Origin of the sequence: Salegentibacter holothuriorum, assembly GCF_900168045.1 — a bacterium.
In the GTDB taxonomy this organism is placed as follows: domain Bacteria; phylum Bacteroidota; class Bacteroidia; order Flavobacteriales; family Flavobacteriaceae; genus Salegentibacter; species Salegentibacter holothuriorum.
On the sequence record NZ_FUYY01000001.1, the window covers coordinates 123,189 to 144,181 of the forward strand.

18 protein-coding genes are annotated in these 20,993 nt (G+C 35.3%); 9 read left to right on the forward strand and 9 right to left on the reverse strand.

The window, feature by feature from the left end:
- Window positions 1–72 precede the first annotated feature (72 nt).
- A complete protein-coding gene (locus B5X51_RS00580) occupies window positions 73–1,338 on the forward strand; it encodes a cysteate-C-fatty acyltransferase (RefSeq protein ID WP_079718924.1) in 1,266 nt (421 codons plus the stop codon).
- Between the two features lie 182 nt (window positions 1,339–1,520).
- On the opposite strand, the gene B5X51_RS00585 is transcribed toward B5X51_RS00580, so the two are convergent.
- Complete coding sequence (locus tag B5X51_RS00585; RefSeq protein ID WP_245828682.1) at window positions 1,521–2,519, reverse strand: transporter; 999 nt, start codon at window positions 2,517–2,519, stop codon at window positions 1,521–1,523.
- An 82-nt stretch (window positions 2,520–2,601) separates the two neighbouring features.
- Here B5X51_RS00585 and B5X51_RS00590 point away from each other — a divergent pair, with 82 nt between their 5' ends.
- The 4 genes from B5X51_RS00590 (at window position 2,602) to B5X51_RS00605 (ending at window position 8,238) form a co-directional block, all read left to right on the forward strand.
- Entirely contained in the window at window positions 2,602–2,877 is a 276-nt protein-coding gene (locus B5X51_RS00590) for a DUF4834 family protein (RefSeq protein ID WP_079718925.1), read from the forward strand.
- 80 nt (window positions 2,878–2,957) lie between these two features.
- Window positions 2,958–5,372 (forward strand): YfhO family protein, encoded by a 2,415-nt coding sequence (locus B5X51_RS00595; protein WP_079718926.1) that lies wholly within the window; start codon window positions 2,958–2,960, stop codon window positions 5,370–5,372.
- 108 nt (window positions 5,373–5,480) lie between these two features.
- Window positions 5,481–6,770, forward strand: a complete 1,290-nt coding sequence (locus B5X51_RS00600) for a glycosyltransferase family 4 protein (protein WP_079718927.1) — start codon at window positions 5,481–5,483, stop codon at window positions 6,768–6,770.
- 4 nt (window positions 6,771–6,774) lie between these two features.
- Window positions 6,775–8,238 carry a polysaccharide biosynthesis C-terminal domain-containing protein gene (locus B5X51_RS00605; RefSeq protein WP_079718928.1) on the forward strand — a complete coding sequence of 488 codons (1,464 nt, stop codon included), beginning with the start codon at window positions 6,775–6,777 and terminating at the stop codon, window positions 8,236–8,238.
- A gap of 81 nt (window positions 8,239–8,319) precedes the next feature.
- On the opposite strand, the gene B5X51_RS00610 is transcribed toward B5X51_RS00605, so the two are convergent.
- Window positions 8,320–9,522 carry a hypothetical protein gene (locus tag B5X51_RS00610; protein WP_079718929.1) on the reverse strand — a complete coding sequence of 401 codons (1,203 nt, stop codon included), beginning with the start codon at window positions 9,520–9,522 and terminating at the stop codon, window positions 8,320–8,322.
- Between the two features lie 193 nt (window positions 9,523–9,715).
- Window positions 9,716–12,502: an excinuclease ABC subunit UvrA gene (uvrA, locus tag B5X51_RS00615; RefSeq protein WP_079718930.1), complete on the reverse strand. Its 2,787-nt coding sequence runs from the start codon at window positions 12,500–12,502 to the stop codon at window positions 9,716–9,718.
- 237 nt (window positions 12,503–12,739) lie between these two features.
- Here uvrA and B5X51_RS00620 point away from each other — a divergent pair, with 237 nt between their 5' ends.
- Together B5X51_RS00620 and B5X51_RS15865 are read left to right on the forward strand one after the other, a co-directional pair.
- On the forward strand, window positions 12,740–13,324 hold the full coding sequence (locus B5X51_RS00620) for an RNA polymerase sigma factor (protein ID WP_079718931.1): 585 nt from the start codon (window positions 12,740–12,742) through the stop codon (window positions 13,322–13,324).
- 58 nt (window positions 13,325–13,382) lie between these two features.
- A complete protein-coding gene (locus B5X51_RS15865) occupies window positions 13,383–13,535 on the forward strand; it encodes a hypothetical protein (RefSeq protein ID WP_176132706.1) in 153 nt (50 codons plus the stop codon).
- Between the two features lie 56 nt (window positions 13,536–13,591).
- Here the strand turns inward: B5X51_RS15865 and B5X51_RS00625 are convergent, their stop codons facing one another.
- Window positions 13,592–14,248 (reverse strand): endonuclease III domain-containing protein, encoded by a 657-nt coding sequence (locus B5X51_RS00625; protein WP_079718932.1) that lies wholly within the window; start codon window positions 14,246–14,248, stop codon window positions 13,592–13,594.
- A 124-nt stretch (window positions 14,249–14,372) separates the two neighbouring features.
- Between B5X51_RS00625 and bcp the strand changes: the two genes are divergently transcribed.
- On the forward strand, window positions 14,373–14,828 hold the full coding sequence (bcp, locus tag B5X51_RS00630; RefSeq protein WP_079718933.1) for a thioredoxin-dependent thiol peroxidase: 456 nt from the start codon (window positions 14,373–14,375) through the stop codon (window positions 14,826–14,828).
- Between the two features lie 69 nt (window positions 14,829–14,897).
- Here the strand turns inward: bcp and B5X51_RS00635 are convergent, their stop codons facing one another.
- The 5 genes from B5X51_RS00635 to porX all read right to left on the reverse strand — a co-directional run bounded on the left by B5X51_RS00635 (window position 14,898) and on the right by porX (window position 19,573).
- Window positions 14,898–15,272 carry a DUF4258 domain-containing protein gene (locus B5X51_RS00635; protein ID WP_079718934.1) on the reverse strand — a complete coding sequence of 125 codons (375 nt, stop codon included), beginning with the start codon at window positions 15,270–15,272 and terminating at the stop codon, window positions 14,898–14,900.
- A 37-nt stretch (window positions 15,273–15,309) separates the two neighbouring features.
- Window positions 15,310–16,509, reverse strand: a complete 1,200-nt coding sequence (locus B5X51_RS00640; RefSeq protein WP_079718935.1) for an alanine dehydrogenase — start codon at window positions 16,507–16,509, stop codon at window positions 15,310–15,312.
- Between the two features lie 66 nt (window positions 16,510–16,575).
- Complete coding sequence (locus B5X51_RS00645) at window positions 16,576–17,169, reverse strand: hypothetical protein (RefSeq protein WP_079718936.1); 594 nt, start codon at window positions 17,167–17,169, stop codon at window positions 16,576–16,578.
- A gap of 365 nt (window positions 17,170–17,534) precedes the next feature.
- Window positions 17,535–17,939, reverse strand: coding sequence for a tRNA (adenosine(37)-N6)-threonylcarbamoyltransferase complex ATPase subunit type 1 TsaE (gene tsaE / locus B5X51_RS00650; RefSeq protein ID WP_079718937.1), 405 nt, complete (start codon window positions 17,937–17,939; stop codon window positions 17,535–17,537).
- 83 nt (window positions 17,940–18,022) lie between these two features.
- Window positions 18,023–19,573 (reverse strand): T9SS response regulator signal transducer PorX, encoded by a 1,551-nt coding sequence (gene porX / locus B5X51_RS00655; RefSeq protein WP_079718938.1) that lies wholly within the window; start codon window positions 19,571–19,573, stop codon window positions 18,023–18,025.
- A gap of 190 nt (window positions 19,574–19,763) precedes the next feature.
- Here porX and B5X51_RS00660 point away from each other — a divergent pair, with 190 nt between their 5' ends.
- The gene (locus B5X51_RS00660; RefSeq protein WP_079718939.1) at window positions 19,764–20,993 is read left to right on the forward strand and encodes an HD domain-containing protein; all 1,230 of its coding nucleotides are present in this window, start codon (window positions 19,764–19,766) and stop codon (window positions 20,991–20,993) included.

Sequence of the window (20,993 nt, forward strand, 5' to 3'; positions counted from 1 at the left end):
TTTAAGAAAAAAATAACTTTGTACAATTGAGCCAATTTTAAGTATTTTTGCGGCTCGACTAAAAAAGGATTGATGAGGGATTTATTTGATAAAATATATAAAGACAAAGGACCATTAGGAAAATGGGCAGAGCAGGCAGAGGGATATTTTGTATTTCCTAAGCTTGAGGGGCCAATTTCTAACCGAATGAAGTTTAGAGGAAAAGAAGTAATCACCTGGAGTATTAACGACTACCTGGGGCTTGCCAATCATCCAGAAGTAAGAAAAGTAGATGCTGAAGCCGCTGCAGAATACGGCTCTGCTTATCCTATGGGAGCAAGAATGATGAGTGGACATACTCAACTTCACGAAAAACTTCAAGACGAACTGGCTTCTTTTGTGCACAAACAATCTGCTTACCTCCTTAATTTTGGTTACCAGGGAATGGTTTCTACCATAGATGCTTTGGTTTCTAAACAGGATGTGATAGTTTATGATGTAGATGCCCATGCTTGTATTATAGATGGGGTTCGCTTGCATCTAGGTCAGCGTTTTACTTATAAACACAACGACCTTGAAAGTATAGAAAAAAACTTGCAACGCGCCACTAAAATTGCAGAACAAACCGGAGGAGGAATTTTATTGATTTCTGAAGGTGTTTTTGGTATGCGTGGAGAACAGGGAAGGCTAAAAGAAATTGTTGAGCTGAAGAAAAAATATAATTTCAGACTATTTGTTGATGATGCTCATGGTTTTGGAACACTTGGTAAAACAGGTGCGGGAGCAGGTGAGGAACAAGGAATTCAGGATGAAATAGATGTGTATTTTGCTACTTTTGCCAAGTCTTTAGCCAGTACAGGTGCGTTTATTGCAGCCGATAAAGAAATTATAGATTACCTTAAATATAATTTACGTTCACAAATGTTCGCGAAATCATTGCAAATGCAATTGGTGGTTGGAGCATTAAAACGTTTAGAAATGTTAAGAACAATGCCAGAGCTAAAAGAAAAGCTTTGGGAGAATGTGAATGCACTTCAAAACGGACTTAAAGAAAATGGTTTTGATATTGGAACTACACAAAGTTGTGTAACTCCTGTTTATCTAAAAGGAAGTATACCGGAAGCTATGGCTTTGGTGAAAGACCTAAGGGAAAACCACGGAGTATTTTGTTCTATTGTTGTATATCCGGTAATTCCAAAAGGACTGATATTATTAAGAATGATTCCTACCGCTTCTCATACCCTTCAGGATATAGAAGAAACCCTGGTTGCTTTTTCGGCAATTAGAGAGCGTTTAGAAAATGGTACTTATAAAAGATTATCTGCTTCGGTTTCTGCTGCTATGGCAAGCAAAGAGTAGGTGTTAATTTGTTGAAATAAAGCTTAAAAAACCGTTTAGAAGTTATTTTCGCGTCACCCTTGTTTCAGGGTCTAGTTTATAATAAAATTAGATTCTGAAATAAATTCAGAATGACGTTAAAAATAAGAGTTTTCTAAACGGTTTTTCTATTTCTAATTTTCAAGAAAAAATCAGGCTGAGATTTATTCATCTGAACCATCTCCTTCTTCATCGTCTTTGTAAAATCCGGTTTCTTCCAGTTCTTCTCCTCGTTGATTTCGCTTTCCTTCGTAAGTGTCTTTAATATACTCATCATCTTCATGAAAATCGAACCGATAAGAAACACCTGCAGCTACTTGCCATCGGGAAGGAGTGTCTTTAAAATTAACAAGGCCTGAAATATCCAATTGAAAATCTTTTCCGAGTAAATATGCAGCACCACCACGTAAAAGTTCATCAGCATATAAATCACTTATATACGTTTGGAACTCCCCAAAAACCGCAAATTTAGGCGTAACGGCGTGGGTAAGTGTAAAGACGCCGCCGTAAGACGGAAATTCCTCGGTAAACTTATCGGCAATAAAATTCATAACCAAAACCCATCGGCCCCAGTTATTTTGGGTGATAATTGCTGCTTTGGGACTTATTGAAGATTCTCCTTCAAACATATATGGGTTTTCCCACCAACTAAAATTTGCTCCGCCATACACAGCTACGGCAGGAATTAAGCTGCGTAAATCCATACGCTGATTGGCCTTCCAGCTATAAAGGTTAACTTCTCTATCTTTAATGCTTACATTAGGATCAAAAAGTAAAAATTTTGCACCTATGGTGTTAGTTTTAAAGTTTGTAGTTTTAAATTCATCTACACCATTACCTACCGGAATAGAAGTTACCTGATCCTCGAAAGAGCCAAAAAAATTAAGTTCAAGAATTTCGGTTAAAAACCCAAAACGGAAACCATAACTAGCTCCAAGAATATCGGTATCACTATTAAATAAGCTGTGGTTATTATTACCAAAATATCCACCTGCTTCCAATTGTAAAACATTTTTCCCTACAGCATAAGCGCCTTGAGATTCCCCGGGTCTATTGGAGTTAATAGTTTCTGTGTATTGTGCATTTGCGCTAAATATTCCTAAGAAGACAAAGGCAATACCGACTTTTAAATGGTGCATATTAGGTTGGTTTATTACTTTCAAAGATAGCAGATTTATTATTTTTTTAGGAAGCTAAGGCTGCTATTCTCAAGGCTTATTTTTATTTTTGCATAAATTCCTGAAAATGTTAGAAGCTTCTTTTTCCGATGTATTACAAACGATTCTAATCATCCTATTAGTATATTTTGGATTTAAATTGCTAATTAAATGGTTTGGACCACTTATTCTCAAGTATTTCCTGCGGAAAATGGGGAAACGTTTTGAACAACAATTTAGGCAGCAACAAGAACCTGCATCTAAAAATAAGGAAGGAAAAGTAAGTATCGATAAAAAGCCGAAAAACGGTAGGAAATCTAATAAAAACGTTGGAGAATATATAGATTACGAGGAAATTGATTAATTTCGGGATCAATTTTTTATATTGAATAGGGAAGAAGCTGCCCATTCAGTTTAAACAAAAAGTGATCTAAAAAATTTCAGATGGCCAACTTTAAAAAGCTACTACCGCATCTTCTCGTTTTGGTAGGCTTCGTAATAGTTTCTTTATTTTATTTTAGTCCTGTTCTTGAAGGAAAAAAGATTTTTCAAAGCGATATTGTTCAATATATCGGGATGGCCAAAGAGCAAAACGATTTTCGGGACCAAACCGGGAAAGAACCTTATTGGACCGATTCTGCTTTTGGAGGAATGCCTACCTTTCAATTAGGTGCTTATTATCCGCATAATTACGTTAAAAAACTTGATTCTGTTCTTCGGTTTCTACCAAGACCTGCCGATTATCTTTTTCTCTATTTTATAGGCTTTTATATTCTATTACTCTGTTTAAAATTAGATTTTAGACTGGCCTTGTTAGGTGCCTTAGCCTTCGGTTTTTCTACTTATCTAATAATTATTCTGGGAGTTGGGCATAATGCAAAAGCCCATGCGATCGCTTATATGCCAATGGTTCTTGGCGGAATTATACTCACTTTCAGGCAAAAATATTTATGGGGATTTTTGCTATTATCGCTGGCAATGGCCTTGCAGATTGGAGCGAACCATTTCCAAATGACGTATTATTTGCTTCTCTTAGTCATAGTTCTGGGAATTTCCTATTTAGTTGATGCCTACCGAAAAAAAATATTACCGAAATTTTTTAAAGCTTTAGGAGTAATGGTTGTGGCCGTTATATTGGCAATAGGTGCCAACGCTACCAATTTACTCGCTACTCAGGAATATACCGCCCACAGTACACGAGGTGATACCGGTTTAACCATTTCTCCCCATGGTTCTGATAAACCGGCTGCCGGCTTAACATTCGGTTATATTACCGAATATAGCTATGGGATAAAGGAGTCTTTAAACCTCTTTAGCCCACGATTTATGGGTGGTTCTAATGCAGAAGATATTGGCAAAGACGCAGAAATTTATGATAGCCTTCTTCAACTGGGTGCTTCCCCGGCTCAGGCAGTTAATTTTGCTGAGAGTGCTCCTACTTATTGGGGTGATCAACCTTACGTAGGTGCCCCTGCTTATATTGGAGCAACAGTTTTATTTCTCTTTATTTTTGCTCTTTACCTTGTAAAAGGCCGACTAAAATGGTGGATTGTTGGCGGAAGTGTTTTAGCTTTAATCCTTTCCTGGGGTAAAAACTTTGGTTTTTTTACTGAATTTTTTATTGATTATGTGCCCCTGTATAATAAGTTTCGAGCCGTTTCTTCTATACAGGTTATTATAGAATTGTGCGCGCCCGTTTTAGCGGTTTTCGGACTTTATAAATTATTTGATCCTAAGCTTCAAAAGGAAGCAAAAATACATGCGCTAAAATGGTCTGGTATCATTGTAGGTGGTGTTGGGCTTACTTTATTGCTATTCCGTTCGGTGTTATTTGATTTCAGCGGAGCGGGAGATTCAGCTTTAATTCAGCAACTGGGAGCCGATTTTGTAAGAGCACTTAAAGAAGATAGAAAAGCTATTTATACCGAAGATCTTATTCGCTCGCTTATTTTTTCAGCATTAACAGCCGCAGCAATTTGGTTGTATATTAAAAAGAAGATCACGCAGAACTGGTTGGTTCCAGCCCTGGCGCTTTTAATTTTGGTAGACTTAATTCCTGTTGATAAACGTTATGTAAACAACGATGATTTTGTAAACGCCAGTCAAATGGATCGTCCATTTCAACCAAATGAAGCTGATCAGCAAATTTTGCAGGATGATGGTCATTATCGTGTTTTTGATGTTTCCGGAAACCCTTTTAATACAGGAAGAACTTCTTATTTTCATAATGCCATAGGCGGTTATCACGCCGCCAAACCCGGAAGGATGCAAGATTTATATGATTTCTATATTTCACAAAACAATATGGGAATTCTAAATATGCTGAATGCCAAATACTTTATTGTTCCTTCTGAAAGCGGCCAGCCACAAGCTCAGCAAAATCCGAATGCGTTTGGAAATGCCTGGTTTGTAGATACTATTAAATGGGTTGAGTCAGCTAATGAAGAAATATTGAATTTAAAAGAAGGTGACCTTCAAAATACTGCAATTGTAAATTCAGAATTTAAGAGTGAAGTTTCTGAAGATTTCAAAACCACAGGAAATGCAGAAATTCAGTTACAAAGTTATCAGCCTAATGAATTAGTATATGAAACCAATGCCTCGTCGCCTCAGTTTGTAGTTTTCTCTGAAATGTATTACCAACCGGGTTGGCAGGCGTATTTAGATGGAGAAAAAGTTGAGCATGTGCGTGCTAATTATGTTTTGCGGGCTATGAATATTCCTGCGGGCGAGCATACCGTGGCTTTTAGATTTGAACCCGAAGTAGTAAATACCGGGAGCAGTATTGCCCTGGCCAGCTCTATACTATTGATTTTAATTATTTTAGGCGGATTCTATTGGCACCGCCAAAGGGTATAATACCCGGAGGCTTGCCTCGAAATTAAAAATTTGTTTCAAACGAATGCCGCGTGGGCTTGCCCCGAGGTAGTTTACTATAAATCCCGAAAAAGGGAATAAGCTCTTTTCATGGAAAAGGTACTCATTATAACTTATTATTGGCCACCGGCCGGAGGTCCCGGCGTGCAGCGTTGGCTTAAGTTTGTAAAGTATCTAAGGGATTTTGGAATTGAACCTGTAGTTTATATTCCGGAAAACCCTAATTATCCTATGAGGGATAAATCTTTTGAAACTGAAATTCCTGAAGGGATTACTATTCTGAAAAAAACTATTTTTGAGCCTTATCAAATAGCTGGAATATTTGCTAAAAATCAAACTAAAACCATTAGTAAAGGAATTATTGCTGCTGAAGAAAATCAGTCTCTTTTGCAAAAGTTTTTGCTTTTTATTCGTGGTAATTTATTTATTCCTGATGCCAGGAAATTTTGGATAAAACCCTCGGTTAAATTCCTGAAAACCTACCTGGAAGAAGAAGGCATTAAAAAAATAATAACAACCGGCCCGCCACATAGTTTACACCTTATTGGTTTAGAACTGAAAAAGGAACTTGACTTAAAATGGATTGCCGATTTTCGTGACCCCTGGACACAAATTGGCTATCATAAGAAGTTGAAGCTCACCAAAAAGAATGACCAGAAACATAAAGATCTTGAGTGCGAAGTTTTAAATTCAGCCGATCAAATAATTACCACTAGTTTCACTACAAAAGCTGAATTTTCTGAAAAAACCAGTAAACCTATAAGTGTAATAACCAACGGTTTTGATGTCGAAAAGAACAAAATTCAATCGACCGAATTGAATACCGAATTCAGTATTTCTCATATTGGTTCTTTGCTTTCCGAAAGAAATCCCGAAAACCTATGGAGAGCCATAGCAGAACTTGCTAATGAAAATTCAGGTTTCTCGAAAGATCTGGAATTAAAATTAGCCGGTACGGTGAGTGAGGAAGTAATTACTTCAATAAAGTCGGCTGGATTAGGGGAGAAGCTTCAGTTATTGGGTTATGTAAATCATAAAGAAGCAATCAATGTTCAGCAAAAAAGCCGATTATTGTTATTAATTGAAATTAACAGCAAGGAAACCCGGGGAATTATTCCGGGGAAATTATTCGAATATTTAATGGCTAAAAGGCCAATTTTAGCTATTGGACCAAAAAAATGGGATGTTCAGCAAATCTTGGAAGAAACCGGCTCAGGTGAATATTTTCAGTATTCAGAGAAGGATAGACTTAAAAGCCTAATTTTAGCTCATTATGAAGTTTATAAAAAAGGGAAAAGTGGTTTTGTAACTGGGAATATTCAACAATACCACAGAAAAAATCTTACTCAGAAATTAGCCAATTTAATAAAAAGCGTTTAGAATTATGGGGGTAATAATCAAACAGTCTTTTAAGAACCTAATTACTACCTATTTTGGTTTTGCTATTGGCGCGATTAATACCCTCTTTTTATTTACCTATTTTTTAGAACAAGAGTATTACGGCCTGGTTACTTTTCTACTTTCGGCAGCTAGTTTATTATGGCCATTTATGGCTTTTGGCGTTCATAGCACACTTATAAAATTCTTTACTTTTTATAAAACGAAACAAGAAAAAGACCGGCTTTTAAATTTAATCCTGTTTTTACCTTTATTGGTCTCGGTAGTATTAGGATTAATTGGAGTGTTGAGCTATTCTTTTCTAATCGATTATTTTACGCAAGGCAATGGACTTGTTAGACCTTATATCTGGTTGATCTTTCTAATCGCTTTCGCAACTTCTTATTTTGAGATCTTCTTTGCCTGGTCTAAACTTTATTACAAAAGTGTCTTCGGAAACTTTATGAAAGAAGTTTTTCATAGGTTTTGTATCAGTTTATTACTATTGGCGGTTTATTTTACCTGGATTACGGTTCATCAATTTATCTACTGCATTGCCGGCGTTTTTATATTGCGACTCATTGCAATGATGATCTATGCGTTTTCGCTATATTTTCCTAAGTTAGATTTTAAATTTCCGAAGAATTTATCTCCTGTTTTAAAATATACTTCTTTAATTCTCATAGCCGGTTCTGTAGCGATGGCCTTACTTGACCTGGATAAAGTGATGATAGAATATTTTATGCCTATAGAAAACGTTGCTATCTATGGAATTGCGATTTATATCGCTACGGTGATTTCGGTGCCACAAAAAGCAATGCACCAAATTACAAACCCGATGACGGCTGAATTCCTTAATACTAAAAATAAAAAAAGCCTTGAAGAACTTTATAAAAAGAGTTCTTTGAACTTGTTAATTGTAAGCTTGCTCATTTTTATTCTGATTATCACGAACGTAAAACAGCTTTACGAACTCATTCCAGATGAGTATGAGCTGAGTATTTTAGTGGTTTTGTTAATCTCCCTGGTGAAGCTTTATGATAATCTTTTGGGGAATAATAATAGTATTCTCTTTAATTCAGATTACTACCGGATAGTGCTTTTTATTGGTGTTCTTATTGTTCTGGTGGCCTTTGTTTTAAACCTGATTTTTATTCCCAGCTTTGGGATCGAAGGAGCAGCTATTGCCAGTTTTATAGCCTTTTTTATTTATAATTCGACTAAAATCTGGTTAGTGCATAAAAAATTTAATTTTCTTCCATTTACTTCTAAAACCTGGCAGGTATTACTGATGGGTGGGATATTTTCTTTCGGTTTTTATTTTTGGGACTTTAGCTTTCACCCTATTTTGAACATCGGGCTTAAATCAATTTTAATAGGAATAAGTTATGTAGGCTTAGCATATTTTCTAAATTTTTCTTCGGAAGTCAATGATATCATCAATAAATTTTTAAAGATCAAAACCTCTTAAAAACGGGAAACCCCTGAAACATTTTTGTGCTTCAAGGGATTTCCAACTAACCAACCAAAAAATTAAATTATGAATTCTTTATTAACTGTTATCCACATTCCGTGCCGAACTTCTTCCTCGTGAAGAAGAATTTGATGTTCTACCTGAAGATCTTGTATTTGTACTGCTTTTTACCGCTCTGGTATTATTACTTCTAGAATTTCTTCTGGTTGTTGCCTCAGTCCTTCTTTGAGTAGGAGCACTTTTAGCTCTACTGGTTCGTCTAGTAGATGTACTTTTAACAGTTCTACTATTTCTAGCAGATGAATTTACTTTTCTGTTAGAAGACCTACTGCTTATCGCTTCACTGCTCGTGGTTCTGCCTGTTCTGGCTTCACTTCTGGAACGCGTATTTCTGGTTTTTACAGCATCATTAGTATTTATACCTCTAGACGATCTTACTGCACTTCCACGAGAATTGGTACTGCCACTTCTTTCAGATCTACGAAGTCTGTCTCTAGATTTAGTTGCATTAGATCTTTTAGAGTTAATATTACTTCTTACATTACCTGTGTTTGAAGCAAACCTTCCTTCATAATTTCTAATCTTTTTTAAATCACGTCTTCCCGAAGTTCTTCTTCCTTTATTGTAAGAGACTGCTTTTTGATTTGGCCTGTAAAAGTTTTTATGTGCTTTTTTAGTGTAATAGTTATTGTAATAATTTACATGTTGTACATAAGTAATACGGCTAGGCTGATAATAAGCTCTATAAGGCTGACCAAAAACAATGCTTACACCACTTCTGGGTCTGGAGTAATACTGGTGCCATGGCCTGTGAATATACCTGTTATTGTAATGGTTTATATAACCCGTATAGTTTGTAATTCGGTTAAATCGGTTGTATTGAATATATAAACCTCCAACTCTTGCAATACGGCCACGACGGTTATAATCTATAAAAACATCACCGGCACGAATAATTCTTCCGTAGTAATCATAATAGATTGGAACACTTTCAATTTGAATTACTGCTCCATAATCATCATATTGCACATAGGCATCATAATTATGCCCTGAGTTAAAACTGATGTTCACATTGGGAGTGGAGATATTTACAACATTTGTTCTTCTAAATTCTGGGTTGTAATAGAAGTCAAATTCCCCGTTAGGATAAATGGCAAACTCAACACCATTTTCAATAAAAATAAAAGCATTATTGTAGGCTCTAGGGCTAGTAGCTTCAGAAGCTGCTGTTGCTGATATACCAATGAATAAAAAGCTGATTAAAAAGGCGATATTTTTCATAGTTTGCGTTTTAAGTGATGAAAAGATAATTCTCAATTAGAATCACTTCATAAAATGCAAACCACGTGCCAAAAAAATAAAACCTCTAAAAAAGCTTGTTTTTAGAGGTTTTTTGATTGAAAATCAAATGATTAAATGTGAAATATTCAATAGAAATGAAATTAAGCAACAATTTTTTCTGAAATAATAATTGCTATAATTTCTCTTCTAGATATTTAGCGGTAAAGGAATCTTTTGATTTGATTATTTCTTCTGGAGTTCCGGAAGCAACAATATTTCCTCCCTTAACTCCACCACCAGGGCCAATGTCAATAATATAATCGGCACATTTTACAAGATCCATATTATGTTCTATTACTACCAGGCTATGTCCTTTTTCAATAAGTGCATTAAAGGATTTTAGTAGTTTTTTAATATCGTGAAAATGAAGTCCGGTTGTAGGTTCATCAAAAATAAACAAAGCTTTTTCTTTAGTGGCGCCTTTTACTAAGAATGAAGCCAGTTTTATTCTTTGCGCTTCTCCCCCTGAAAGAGTAGAGGAGCTCTGACCCAGTTTTACATAGCCTAAACCAACGTCTTGCAAAGGTTTAAGTTTTCTTACAATTTTGTCGAGCTTATTTTCGGCAAAGAAATTAGTTGCATCATCGATGGTCATATTCAACACATCATCTATATTTTTCCCTTCAAACTGAACTTCCAGCACATCTTTTTGAAAACGCTTCCCGTTACAGGCTTCACATTCTAAATGAACATCGGCCATAAACTGCATTTCTATTGTTACTTCGCCTTCACCTTTACAAACTTCACAGCGGCCGCCTTCTACATTAAACGAAAAATGCTTGGGTTTAAAACCACGAATATTTGATAATTTTTGATCTGAAAACAGGTTTCTAATATCGTCGTAAGCCTTAATATAGGTTACGGGATTGGATCGGGAAGATCTACCAATTGGATTTTGATCTATATATTCTACGCTCCCAAGGTTCTTAAAATCACCTTCAATATCGGTGTACTGGCCAGCTTTTTCTCCATAGCCTCCAATTTTTTTCTGTACTGCAGGGTAAAGTATTTTCTTTACCAAAGTACTTTTTCCACTACCTGAAACCCCAGTTATCGCAGTAAAGGTTTTAAGCGGAATCGTAACATCTATATTTTGAAGGTTATTTTCTCTTGCTCCCAAAATCCTGATTTCCCCGGAAGCTTTTCTGCGTTCTTTTGGTACAGGAATTTCCTCTTTACCATTAAGGTATTGAGCGGTAAGCGAGTTCGATTTTAAAATTTGCTTTAGCGTTCCTGTGGCTACAACCTCACCACCGTGGGTTCCTGCTTCAGGGCCAATATCAATAATCTCATCGGCAGCGTTCATGATATCTTCGTCGTGCTCTACCACAATTACGGTATTACCAAGATCACGCAGGTTTTGAAGTACGCCAATTAGACGTTCTGTATCGCGCGGATGTAAACCAATAGAAGGTTCATCTAAAATATACATAGAACCTACCAAACTACTTCCAAGGGAGGTTGCCAGGTTAATTCGCTGTGATTCTCCACCAGACAGCGTGTTTGACTTCCGATTTAAAGTGAGATAATCTAAACCAACTTCAGATAAGAATTTGAGTCTATTCTTTATTTCCGTTAATAGCCTTTTTGCTATTTGTTGGTCATATTCATTTAATTTAAGGGTATCAAAAAACTCCCTAACCCTGTCTAAGGGTTTTTCTACTAAATCGGTGATACTATGCTTGTCTACCTTTACATAATCTGCTTCAGGCCTTAAACGTTTCCCTTTGCAAGCAGAGCAGCGTGTTTTTCCGCGGTAGCGCGAAAGCATCACTCTATTCTGAATTTTATAAGCTTTACTTTCTAAAAACTGGAAGAAGTCGTTTAAACCTTCAAAATGTTTATTTCCATTCCAAACCAGATCTTTCTGTTCCTGGGTGAGCTGAAACCAGGGTTTGTGAATTGGGAAATCGAATTTATGCGAATTATTCACTAATTGATCGCGATACCAGCTCATACTATCACCGCGCCAGGGGAAAATGGCGTTCTCGTAAATTGAAAGCCCCGTATTAGGAATTACAAGATCTTCATCAATTCCTATTACATCACCGTAACCTTCACATTTGGGACAGGCGCCATAAGGATTGTTGAAACTAAATAGATGCACATTTGGTTCTAGAAAATTAAGTCCGTCTAACTCAAATTTATTACTGAAATGTCGCCTTTTTCCCGATTTTAAGTTTTCAATATAAAGCTCACCTTTTCCTTCAAAAAAGGCAGCATCAGTAGCATCTGCTAATCTGTTATAAAAATCTTCCTCATCTTTGGTAATAATTCGGTCTACCACCAATAAAGTATCTTCAGCTTTAATTTTATCAAGTTTAGCTTCATCAATTCTAAGAACTTCATCTTTCACTTTAATTCGGCTATAACCTTGTTGCGCCAGGACTTTTATTTTTTCTGAAAGCGTCCGGCCTTCTTCTATATGAATTGGTGAAAGCAATAATAACTTTTCACGCTCTTCAAAAGATTTAACGTGATCTATTACATCTGCCACACGATCTCGTTTTACCTGGTTTCCCGAAATAGGGGAGTAGGTTTTACCAATTCTTGCAAATAGCAGTTTTAGATAATCATAAATTTCAGTAGAAGTTCCTACGGTAGAGCGAGGATTGGTAGAGTTTACTTTTTGCTCTATGGCAATAGCCGGAGCTATACCTTTAATATAATCTACCTTAGGTTTGTTTAGCCTGCCTAAAAACTGGCGTGCGTAAGAAGATAGACTTTCTACATATCTGCGCTGGCCTTCAGCGTAAAGAGTATCAAAAGCCAAACTGGACTTTCCGGAACCGGAAAGTCCAGTAATCACTACCAACTTATTTCTTGGGATAACTACATTTATATTCTTAAGGTTGTGCAGTTTTGCACCTTTTATAATTATATTCTCCTTTGGGTTTACTTCGGCAACGTCAATATTCATGCTTATTTTTCTAGTTCAGGAGTGCAAAGATACTCAATAAGCAGCAGGCTAAAAAGCCACAAAATTCTTATTGTATTGTTAAAAATTTAAACTTTTGTTTGCTATTGTGGGATATAACTTACTATATTTGGCTATTCATATTTAATAAAAAACACCAGCCTATAGCATAAAGTTACTTTTAGAAATTAAATAACCTAATCTCGGGAGCCCCTACCATCCTGAACTAAAGTAACTAATATGAATAACGTTGAAATTACTGACGCCGTTCTTGTGCGGGAATACATGCACGGAAGCGAACCTGCACTAAGCAAACTTATCACCAGGCACCAACACCGAATTTACAGTTTTATTTTCTCTAAAGTTTTTGATCGCGATGTCGCTGAAGATATTTTTCAAGATACTTTTATAAAAGTGATCAACACTCTAAAAAAAGGAAAATATAACGAAGAAGGTAAATTTTTACCCTGGGTAATGCGTATTGCGCATAACCTGGTTATAGATCATTTTAGAAGAAATAAGCGTATGCCTAAATTTGATAATAGTGGCGATTTTAATATTTTTTCGGTATTAAGTGATTCTGATTTAAATGTAGAAACGCAAATTATTAAAGATCAAATTGAAAATGATGTAAAAGAACTTATTAAAGAGTTACCCGAAGATCAATTAGAAGTTCTTACCATGAGGATTTACAAAGATATGAGCTTCAAGGAAATTTCGGAACGCACAGGAGTGAGTATAAACACTGCTTTAGGTAGAATGCGTTATGCTTTAATAAATCTTCGTAAGATTATTGAAAAACATAATCTTGTTTTAACAAACTAAATTATAATATTCCTTAAAAGATTGCGTTAAAATAAGAAACCAACGCAAAAATTATCTAATGAGGAAACTTTACACTAAAAAACTATCTAAAAAAGATCAGTTGAAGAATTTGGAGCCAAAAAAAGAGACTTTGCAGTTTCTTTTAAGTTACTCAAAAGCATTAAGAGTGGTAGATTGCCAGGGTGTTAAATTTGGTACCATTCTTAATTAGAATTGTTTAATAAAAAGACCTGTTTATTAGCCTACAGGTCTTTTTATTTTTTCAAGTTATTTCTTCTTTTTATAATATTCGGTAAGAACTGTTTTTCTGCCAATCTCTTTGGTAATAATATCTTTTTCAAGATCCCAGCCTCTTGCAGGGGAATATTGCCGCCCATACCATATTATTTGTAGATGTAGTTTGTTCCAAAGGTCTTTTGGAAATAATCGTTTTGCGTCCTTTTCTGTTTGAATTACATTTTTACCGTTGCTTAGATTCCAGCGATACATTAAACGATGAATATGTGTATCTACCGGAAAAGCAGGAACATTAAATGCCTGCGCCATTACTACACTGGCGGTTTTGTGACCAACAGCCGGTAAAGCTTCAAGAGCTTCAAAACTAACAGGAACCTGGCCATTATGTTCTTCCAGAAGAATTTTAGATAACCCGTGAATCCCTTTAGACTTCATAGGTGAAAGGCCAACCGGTTTAATTATTTCCCTAATTTCTTCTACCGAAAGTTTTACCATAGCTTTTGGATTATCGGCTATTTCAAAGAGTTTTGGTGTGATCTGGTTTACTTTTACATCTGTACTTTGCGCTGAAAGTAAAACAGCAATTAATAAAGTATAAGGATCTTTGTGATCTAGCGGAATTGGTATTTCGGGATAAATATCGTTTAAGGTATTAATTACAAAGTCTACCTTTTCTTGTTTGGTCATATTGTTTAAATTTACTCGATAATCGAGATTAAAAACTTCGACGTTGCTGTCGGGATTGTTTAAAGAATTAATTATAATGCCGCTGGGAAATACCCGCGATTAAATTGATACAAAAATAGGAATTATGACAACATTAGAAGCTGGGGATAAGGCCCCCGATTTTTCAGTAGAAGATCAAGACGGAAATACAGTTAAATTATCAGATTTTAAAGGCAAAAAACTGGTTTTGTTTTTTTATCCAAAAGCGAGCACCCCGGGCTGTACAGCCGAAGCTTGTAACCTTAGAGATAACTGGGAGCGTTTTCAAGAAAAAGGTTATGCAATATTAGGAGTAAGTGCTGATACCCAAAAAAGACAGTCTAATTTTAAAAACAAATATGAGTTTCCTTTTCCGTTACTTGCCGATGAAGATAAAGAAGTGATCCAGGCTTATGGAGTTTGGGGACCTAAGAAATTTATGGGAAAAGAATACGATGGAATTCATCGTACCACTTTTATTATTGATGAAGAAGGGAAAATTGAAGAAGTGATCAAGAAGGTGAAAACCAAAGCGCATACCGATCAAATTCTTGCTGAGTAAAACGAGAATTTATAAATAAAAGAAGAGTTTGCCTGGAGACTTTCCACTATTAGGCAAACTCTTTTTAGTTTAGTCCTTTAAAATTGCCCTTTGAATAGTCGCTATACTATCGCAATTTTCTATTTGAAGTTCCAGTATTGAAGCGTCTACTTTGTTGGTTATTAAGTATATATTGCACGGTTCTGCTTCGGTATTGCTTCGGCTAAAATCTACATCACCATGTTCCAGGCTTTGAGAAACTAAGGCGGTGTCTAAATTATTAGCCTCAAAAAAGCTAAAAGCTTCCGCAGAAAACTTGCGTTCTTTAATTTTTATATTCTTTAAAACCCGGGCATCGGGAGAATAATCACAGGACGTTTTCTTTCCGCCTAAAAAGAACATTAAAAGCATTATTCCGAAGAATAATCCCACAGAGAAATATCCAATTCTATGAATTAATTTCATTTAAAATAGTTTGAAGAAGCGCTGGTTATAAAATATCTTAAAAAATAAGGAGGTTGATGTCCCTGTAAGAAAGGTCAAACCAGTCGGCTATAGATTTATTGGTTAAAATTCCGTGGTAAAAGTACAAACCATTTCGTAAACCTTTATCAAAACGTAGTGTGTTTTCCAGACCGCCTTCTTCGGCAATATGCAAAAGATAAGGCGTAAAAATGTTACTTATTGAGAGTGAAGAAGTTCTCGCATAACGAGAGGGAATATTTGGAACACAATAATGCAATACATTATGTTTGGTGAAAATAGGCTTATCGTGGGTGGTAATCTCGCTGCTTTCTATGCAGCCCCCCATATCTATACTAACATCTATTATCACGGCACCACGTTTCATACTGGTTACCATATCATCGGTTATTAGGACCGGTGAACGGTTTTTACCACGCACGGCACCAATTAATACATCACAACGTTTTATAGCTTTGCTAAGGTTTTTAGGTTGAATTGTTGAAGTGTAGAAGGTTTGATTTAGGTTTGACTGAATATTTCTAAGTCGGGTAAGTGAGCTGTCAAAAACCTTGATGCTTGCTCCAAGTCCTAAAGCAGATCTTGCCGCAAACTCGCCAACGGTTCCAGCGCCAAGAATTACAACTTCAACCGGGGGAACACCGCTAATATTCCCAAACATTAAACCATTTCCGTTCACATTATTGCTCATAATTTCTGAAGCAATTAAAACGGACGCTGTGCCGGCAATTTCACTTAAAGCCCTAACAATAGGATAACTACCATCATCGTCGCGAATAAATTCAAATCCCAGAGCAGTAACTCTTTTTGAAGCTAATTTCTGAAAATACTCTTTACATTGGGTCTTAAGCTGAAGCGCAGAAATTAAAATTGTTTGCGGATTTATTAAATCCAATTCTTCAATAGAGGGTGGTTCAATTTTTAGAATAGTAGGGCAGGAGAAGACTTTTTTAGTGTCTTTAGTAATTTCGGCCCCTGCGTTTGAATAATCTTTATCACTAAATCGTGCCCATTTACCGGCTCCAGATTCTATCATAACTCTATGGCCATGAGCGGTTATTGCTGCAACTGCATCCGGACTTAAACAAATTCTTTTTTCCTGGTAAGAAGTTTCTTTAGGAATTCCAATAAATAACTGTCCCTTGTTTTTATATATTTCCAGGGTTTCTTCCTGCGGAATTAATTGTTCTTTGGTAAAAGGCGAGACCTGTTTGCCCATAATTAACTGCTAAAACTTTAAAATTTAGAATATGGAAAATACAACTATTTTTAAAAATAGCATTGTTTAAAGTTGCGTATAATAATCTTCCTCGGCGGGTTCCCAGAATTCCTCTTCCTCCTGGAAAGATTTTACCTGACGCCGATCAGTTTCTGAAATAGGTGAGAATACAGAGACATCGGTTTCATCAATTTCGCTAAGATCTATGCCATAAATACGGTCGAAGATTTTTATACGAATTAGATATACAATTGAAAGAATTACAATGAAAAACGGAGCGAGGTAAATAAGTTGATCTGTATCAATTATATATGTATCAGCGTAGGCATCTTGATAATATGCGGTTATAAGCTGGTAACCATACATGGTAATAGGAACTAAAATTGAATGATACCACCAATGTTTGCAAGTAAAAAACCATATTAATAATAACACAAGTGGAGTTAATTTACCTAAAAATGTCCAGGCTGCAGTCATTACATCTTCGTAATATTTACTCTCATAAGTAAATAAAGAATTTTCCCAAACACGACCGTTTGGGAAAATTTCATATAAATAAAATAAATATGGTGAAAAAGCAATTACAAGTGCGATAAAACTACCCGTTAACAGGAATTTTGATCTTGCGTACGTCGACAGCTTGTTCTTTAAGTTGGTCATTATTAGTATCGTTATCAGAAGATGAAGTTACAAAAAAACTTGCTCCAAAAATTGCTGCTGTAAAAAGTAATGCTTTAAGTTTCATAATATAGGGTTTTAAATTGTTGTTTCGTTTTGTTTACTGAAGCAAACCTAGGAAATTATAAAACGCTAAAAATTAATACATTAATCGTACTTTTGCCGCTTTTTTTAAGTAAAAAAATAAGAATATTTTAGTGAAAAATATTTTATACTAATAAAAAATAAATAACTATAATTTAAAATAATTCTGTTTTGAAGCTATTTTTAATTATGAATTATAACATAAAGATACAATGTTGCTAACATCATTTTTATCACCAAATTAATAATGCTTTAAGTTTTTATTAACATAATTTTAACACTCTTGTTTTTTCGTCTGTTATTGAAATATCGATTTTTTGAAATTCATTTTCCAAAAAACTACTAATATTTTGTGGCCATTCAATAAAAATCCAATTATTGGAGTTTAAGTATTCTTCAATACCTATATCTAAAGCTTCATTTTCGTCTTCTAACCTGTAGAAGTCAAAATGATAAATATTTTCCTGGGGGGTGTGATATTCGTTTACTAACGAAAAAGTGGGACTGGAAACCTTATCTTTACTATTTAGGGCTTCAGCCAAAGATTTAATTAGGGTGGTTTTACCTGCACCCATCTCACCATAAAAAAGTAAAATCTTACTTTTTGTATGTTTTAATATAAATTCAACAGCCTCATCAATTTGGGCTAAATTGTAGGTAATTGACATTATTATAATAGATTTTTGGCATTACAAAGATAGGGAATAATTTAATAATCCCTATACTTCTCTGTAAATCAATGTTTAAGATTCTATTTTGGGTTTAAAACTACAAAAGGAATAATCATCTCCTCTAATGATACTCCGCCGTGTTGATAGGTGTTTCTGTAATAACTTACATAATGATTATAGTTATTAGGGTAGGCGAAAAATAGATCTCCTTTCGCAAAAATAAAGGAGCTACTCATATTTATAGTGGGTAAATGAATGCTTTTAGGGTTTGGAACAGCCAATACATCTTTATCTTCATAAGTGAGGCTTTTACCTGTTTTATACCTTAAATTTAAACTGGTATTTTTATCTCCAATAACCTTTGAAGGATTTTTTGCATTTATAGTTCCGTGGTCTGTAGTGATAATTAATTTAAAGCCTAATTGACGTGCCTGTTGAATAATATCCAGCAATGGTGAATTCTTAAACCAACTATGCGTTAAAGATCTATACGATTTATCATTAGAAGCCAGTTCTTTTATCACTTCCATTTCTGTTTTGGAGTGGGAAAGCATATCAACAAAATTGTATACAACTACACTAAGATCGTTATCTTTTTGCGTTTTAAAGTTTTCAGCAAGTTTTCTTCCGGCCTTTAAACTGGTTATTTTATGATATTCGTATTTGTAGGTTTTCCCTAACCTTTTTAGCTGTTCACTTAAAAATTCAGCTTCAAAATTATTTTTTCCTCCTTCATCGGTATCATTTTTCCAATACTTTGGAAATCTTTTTTCCATATCGGCTGGCATCAAACCAGAAAACATGGCATTACGCGCATATTGTGTTGCAGTGGGTAAAATACTATAATAAGGTTCTTCTTTTTCTTTTTTATAATACGTGGAGATTACGGGCTCCAAAGCTTTCCACTGGTCGTATCTTAGGTTGTCTACTACAACAAGTAAAGTAGGCTGATCTTTTGTGATTTCGGGAATCACCTTCTCTTTAAAGATAGTATGAGACATGATTGGCGCATCTGCACCATTTTCAAACCATTGGGTGTAATTTTTATCTATAAATTTGCAAAATTGCGTGTTAGCCTCATTTTTTTGAGATTCTAAAATTTCGAACATTCCGCTGTCCTCCAGGCCTTCGAGTTGAAGTTCCCAGTAAATTAATTTTTGATAGAGCTCGCCCCATTCTTCAAAGGTATTGACCTGGCTCAAATCCATAGCGATCTTTCTGAATTCCTGTTGGTAATTAGAAGTCGTTTTTTCAGAAATAAGTCGGGAGTGATCCAAATTCTTTTTTATACTAAGAAGAATCTGGTTTGGGTTTACCGGTTTTATAAGATAATCGGCTATTTTAGAGCCTATAGCTTCCTCCATAATATATTCTTCCTCACTCTTAGTGATCATTACCACAGGAAGGTTTTCTCTCTTTTCTTTTAAATCGGCAAGAGTTTCCAGGCCGGTAAGCCCCGGCATATTTTCATCCAGAAAAACGATATCAAAACTTTCTTCTTCTATTTGTTCCAAAGCTTCAGTTCCGCTTTGGGAAGTAACTACTTCGTAATCTTTAGATTCAAGAAATAGGATATGCGGTTTTAGTAGATCTATCTCATCATCTACCCAAAGTATTTTTATCTTATTCATCCTTATATATTTTTACTCGATAATCGAGGTTTAATTCTTCTGCGTTAGTTTCGACTTTTAGTTATTTTGTTTGTCTAAAATTTCTTCCTGAAATATTACAGGACTCCGGTTTTTAACAACTTATTTATTGCTTTTTGAACTTCCCAAGTCTATATATGTATATTTGTTTTAAATTAATACGATACAAAGCTTGACTTCAACGAATAAACTTAAAATATTAAACGATCCAATTTACGGATTTATTACCATCCCAAGTGAGCGAATCTTTAGTATTATTGAGCATCCCTACTTTCAACGCTTACGCAGAATTTCACAAATGGGAATGTCTTATTTGGTCTATCCCGGTGCACACCATACCAGATTTCATCACGCCATTGGTTGTGTGCATTTAATGCAGAAAGCAGTTCAAATACTTCGGCATAAGGGAGTTATGATTTCTGAAGCTGAAGAAGAAGCCCTGCAAATTGCAATTTTACTACACGATATAGGTCACGGCCCATTTTCTCATGCCATGGAGCACAGCATTGTAGAAGGCGTTGACCACGAAAGTATTTCATTGCTTTTTATGGAGGAAATGAACCGTGACTTTAACCAAAGTTTAACGCTAGCTCTCCAGATTTTCCGCGGAACTTATAACCGAAGATTTTTAAATCAGTTAATTACCAGTCAGCTGGATATGGATCGTTTAGACTATTTAAAGCGAGATAGTTTTTATACCGGTGCCGCTGAAGGCAACATTAATAGTGAACGCCTTATCACAATGCTTAACGTGGTTAATGACGATTTGGTGATAGAGGAAAAAGGAATTTATTCGGTTGAAAAATTTTTAGTGGCCAGAAGGTTGATGTACTGGCAGGTATATTTACATAAAACCAGTTTAGTAGCAGAGCAACTTTTGATAAGGGTTTTAAAACGAGCTAAAGAGCTTATTGAAAAAGGAGGAGATTTAAATGCGAGCAAATCGCTTTCCTATTTCCTTTACAATAAAATAGGACCGGAAAATTTTACTTCGGAAACCTTATCGGTTTTTGCCCGTTTGGATGATTATGATATTGTAGCTGCAATGAAAGAGTGGCAGGATCACGATGATTTTGTATTGAGTAATTTATGTAAAATGATCATAAATAGAGATCTATTAAAGGTAAAGATCAAAAAGAAGAAACCATCTGCTGAAAAACTCCAAAAACGCCGAATAGCGCTTCAGGAAAAAGAAGATATTTCAGCAGAGGAAGCAGCTTACTTTGTGTTTAGTGGTGAAGTAACCAATACCGCTTATAAAAGTGAAAATAATAATATTAACATTCTACATAAGAACGGTAAGATAAGCGATGTAGCCAAAGCATCAGACCAATTAAACCTAAAAGCACTTTCAAAAACTGTGGTTAAGTATTATATGTGCTACCCGAAGGCCAAACATTAA

Bases quoted from the DNA above. Each gene is read 5' to 3' on its own strand.
- B5X51_RS00580 (WP_079718924.1), top strand. From the start codon at position 73: ATGAGGGATTTATTTGATAAAATATATAAAGACAAAGGACCATTAGGA.
- B5X51_RS00590 (WP_079718925.1), top strand. From the start codon at position 2,602: ATGTTAGAAGCTTCTTTTTCCGATGTATTACAAACGATTCTAATCATC.
- B5X51_RS00595 (WP_079718926.1), top strand. From the start codon at position 2,958: ATGGCCAACTTTAAAAAGCTACTACCGCATCTTCTCGTTTTGGTAGGC.
- B5X51_RS00600 (WP_079718927.1), top strand. From the start codon at position 5,481: ATGGAAAAGGTACTCATTATAACTTATTATTGGCCACCGGCCGGAGGT.
- B5X51_RS00605 (WP_079718928.1), top strand. From the start codon at position 6,775: ATGGGGGTAATAATCAAACAGTCTTTTAAGAACCTAATTACTACCTAT.
- B5X51_RS00610 (WP_079718929.1), bottom strand. From the start codon at position 9,522: ATGAAAAATATCGCCTTTTTAATCAGCTTTTTATTCATTGGTATATCA.
- uvrA (WP_079718930.1), bottom strand. From the start codon at position 12,502: ATGAATATTGACGTTGCCGAAGTAAACCCAAAGGAGAATATAATTATA.
- B5X51_RS00620 (WP_079718931.1), top strand. From the start codon at position 12,740: ATGAATAACGTTGAAATTACTGACGCCGTTCTTGTGCGGGAATACATG.
- B5X51_RS15865 (WP_176132706.1), top strand. From the start codon at position 13,383: ATGAGGAAACTTTACACTAAAAAACTATCTAAAAAAGATCAGTTGAAG.
- B5X51_RS00625 (WP_079718932.1), bottom strand. From the start codon at position 14,248: ATGACCAAACAAGAAAAGGTAGACTTTGTAATTAATACCTTAAACGAT.
- bcp (WP_079718933.1), top strand. From the start codon at position 14,373: ATGACAACATTAGAAGCTGGGGATAAGGCCCCCGATTTTTCAGTAGAA.
- B5X51_RS00635 (WP_079718934.1), bottom strand. From the start codon at position 15,272: ATGAAATTAATTCATAGAATTGGATATTTCTCTGTGGGATTATTCTTC.
- B5X51_RS00640 (WP_079718935.1), bottom strand. From the start codon at position 16,509: ATGGGCAAACAGGTCTCGCCTTTTACCAAAGAACAATTAATTCCGCAG.
- B5X51_RS00645 (WP_079718936.1), bottom strand. From the start codon at position 17,169: ATGACCAACTTAAAGAACAAGCTGTCGACGTACGCAAGATCAAAATTC.
- tsaE (WP_079718937.1), bottom strand. From the start codon at position 17,939: ATGTCAATTACCTACAATTTAGCCCAAATTGATGAGGCTGTTGAATTT.
- porX (WP_079718938.1), bottom strand. From the start codon at position 19,573: ATGAATAAGATAAAAATACTTTGGGTAGATGATGAGATAGATCTACTA.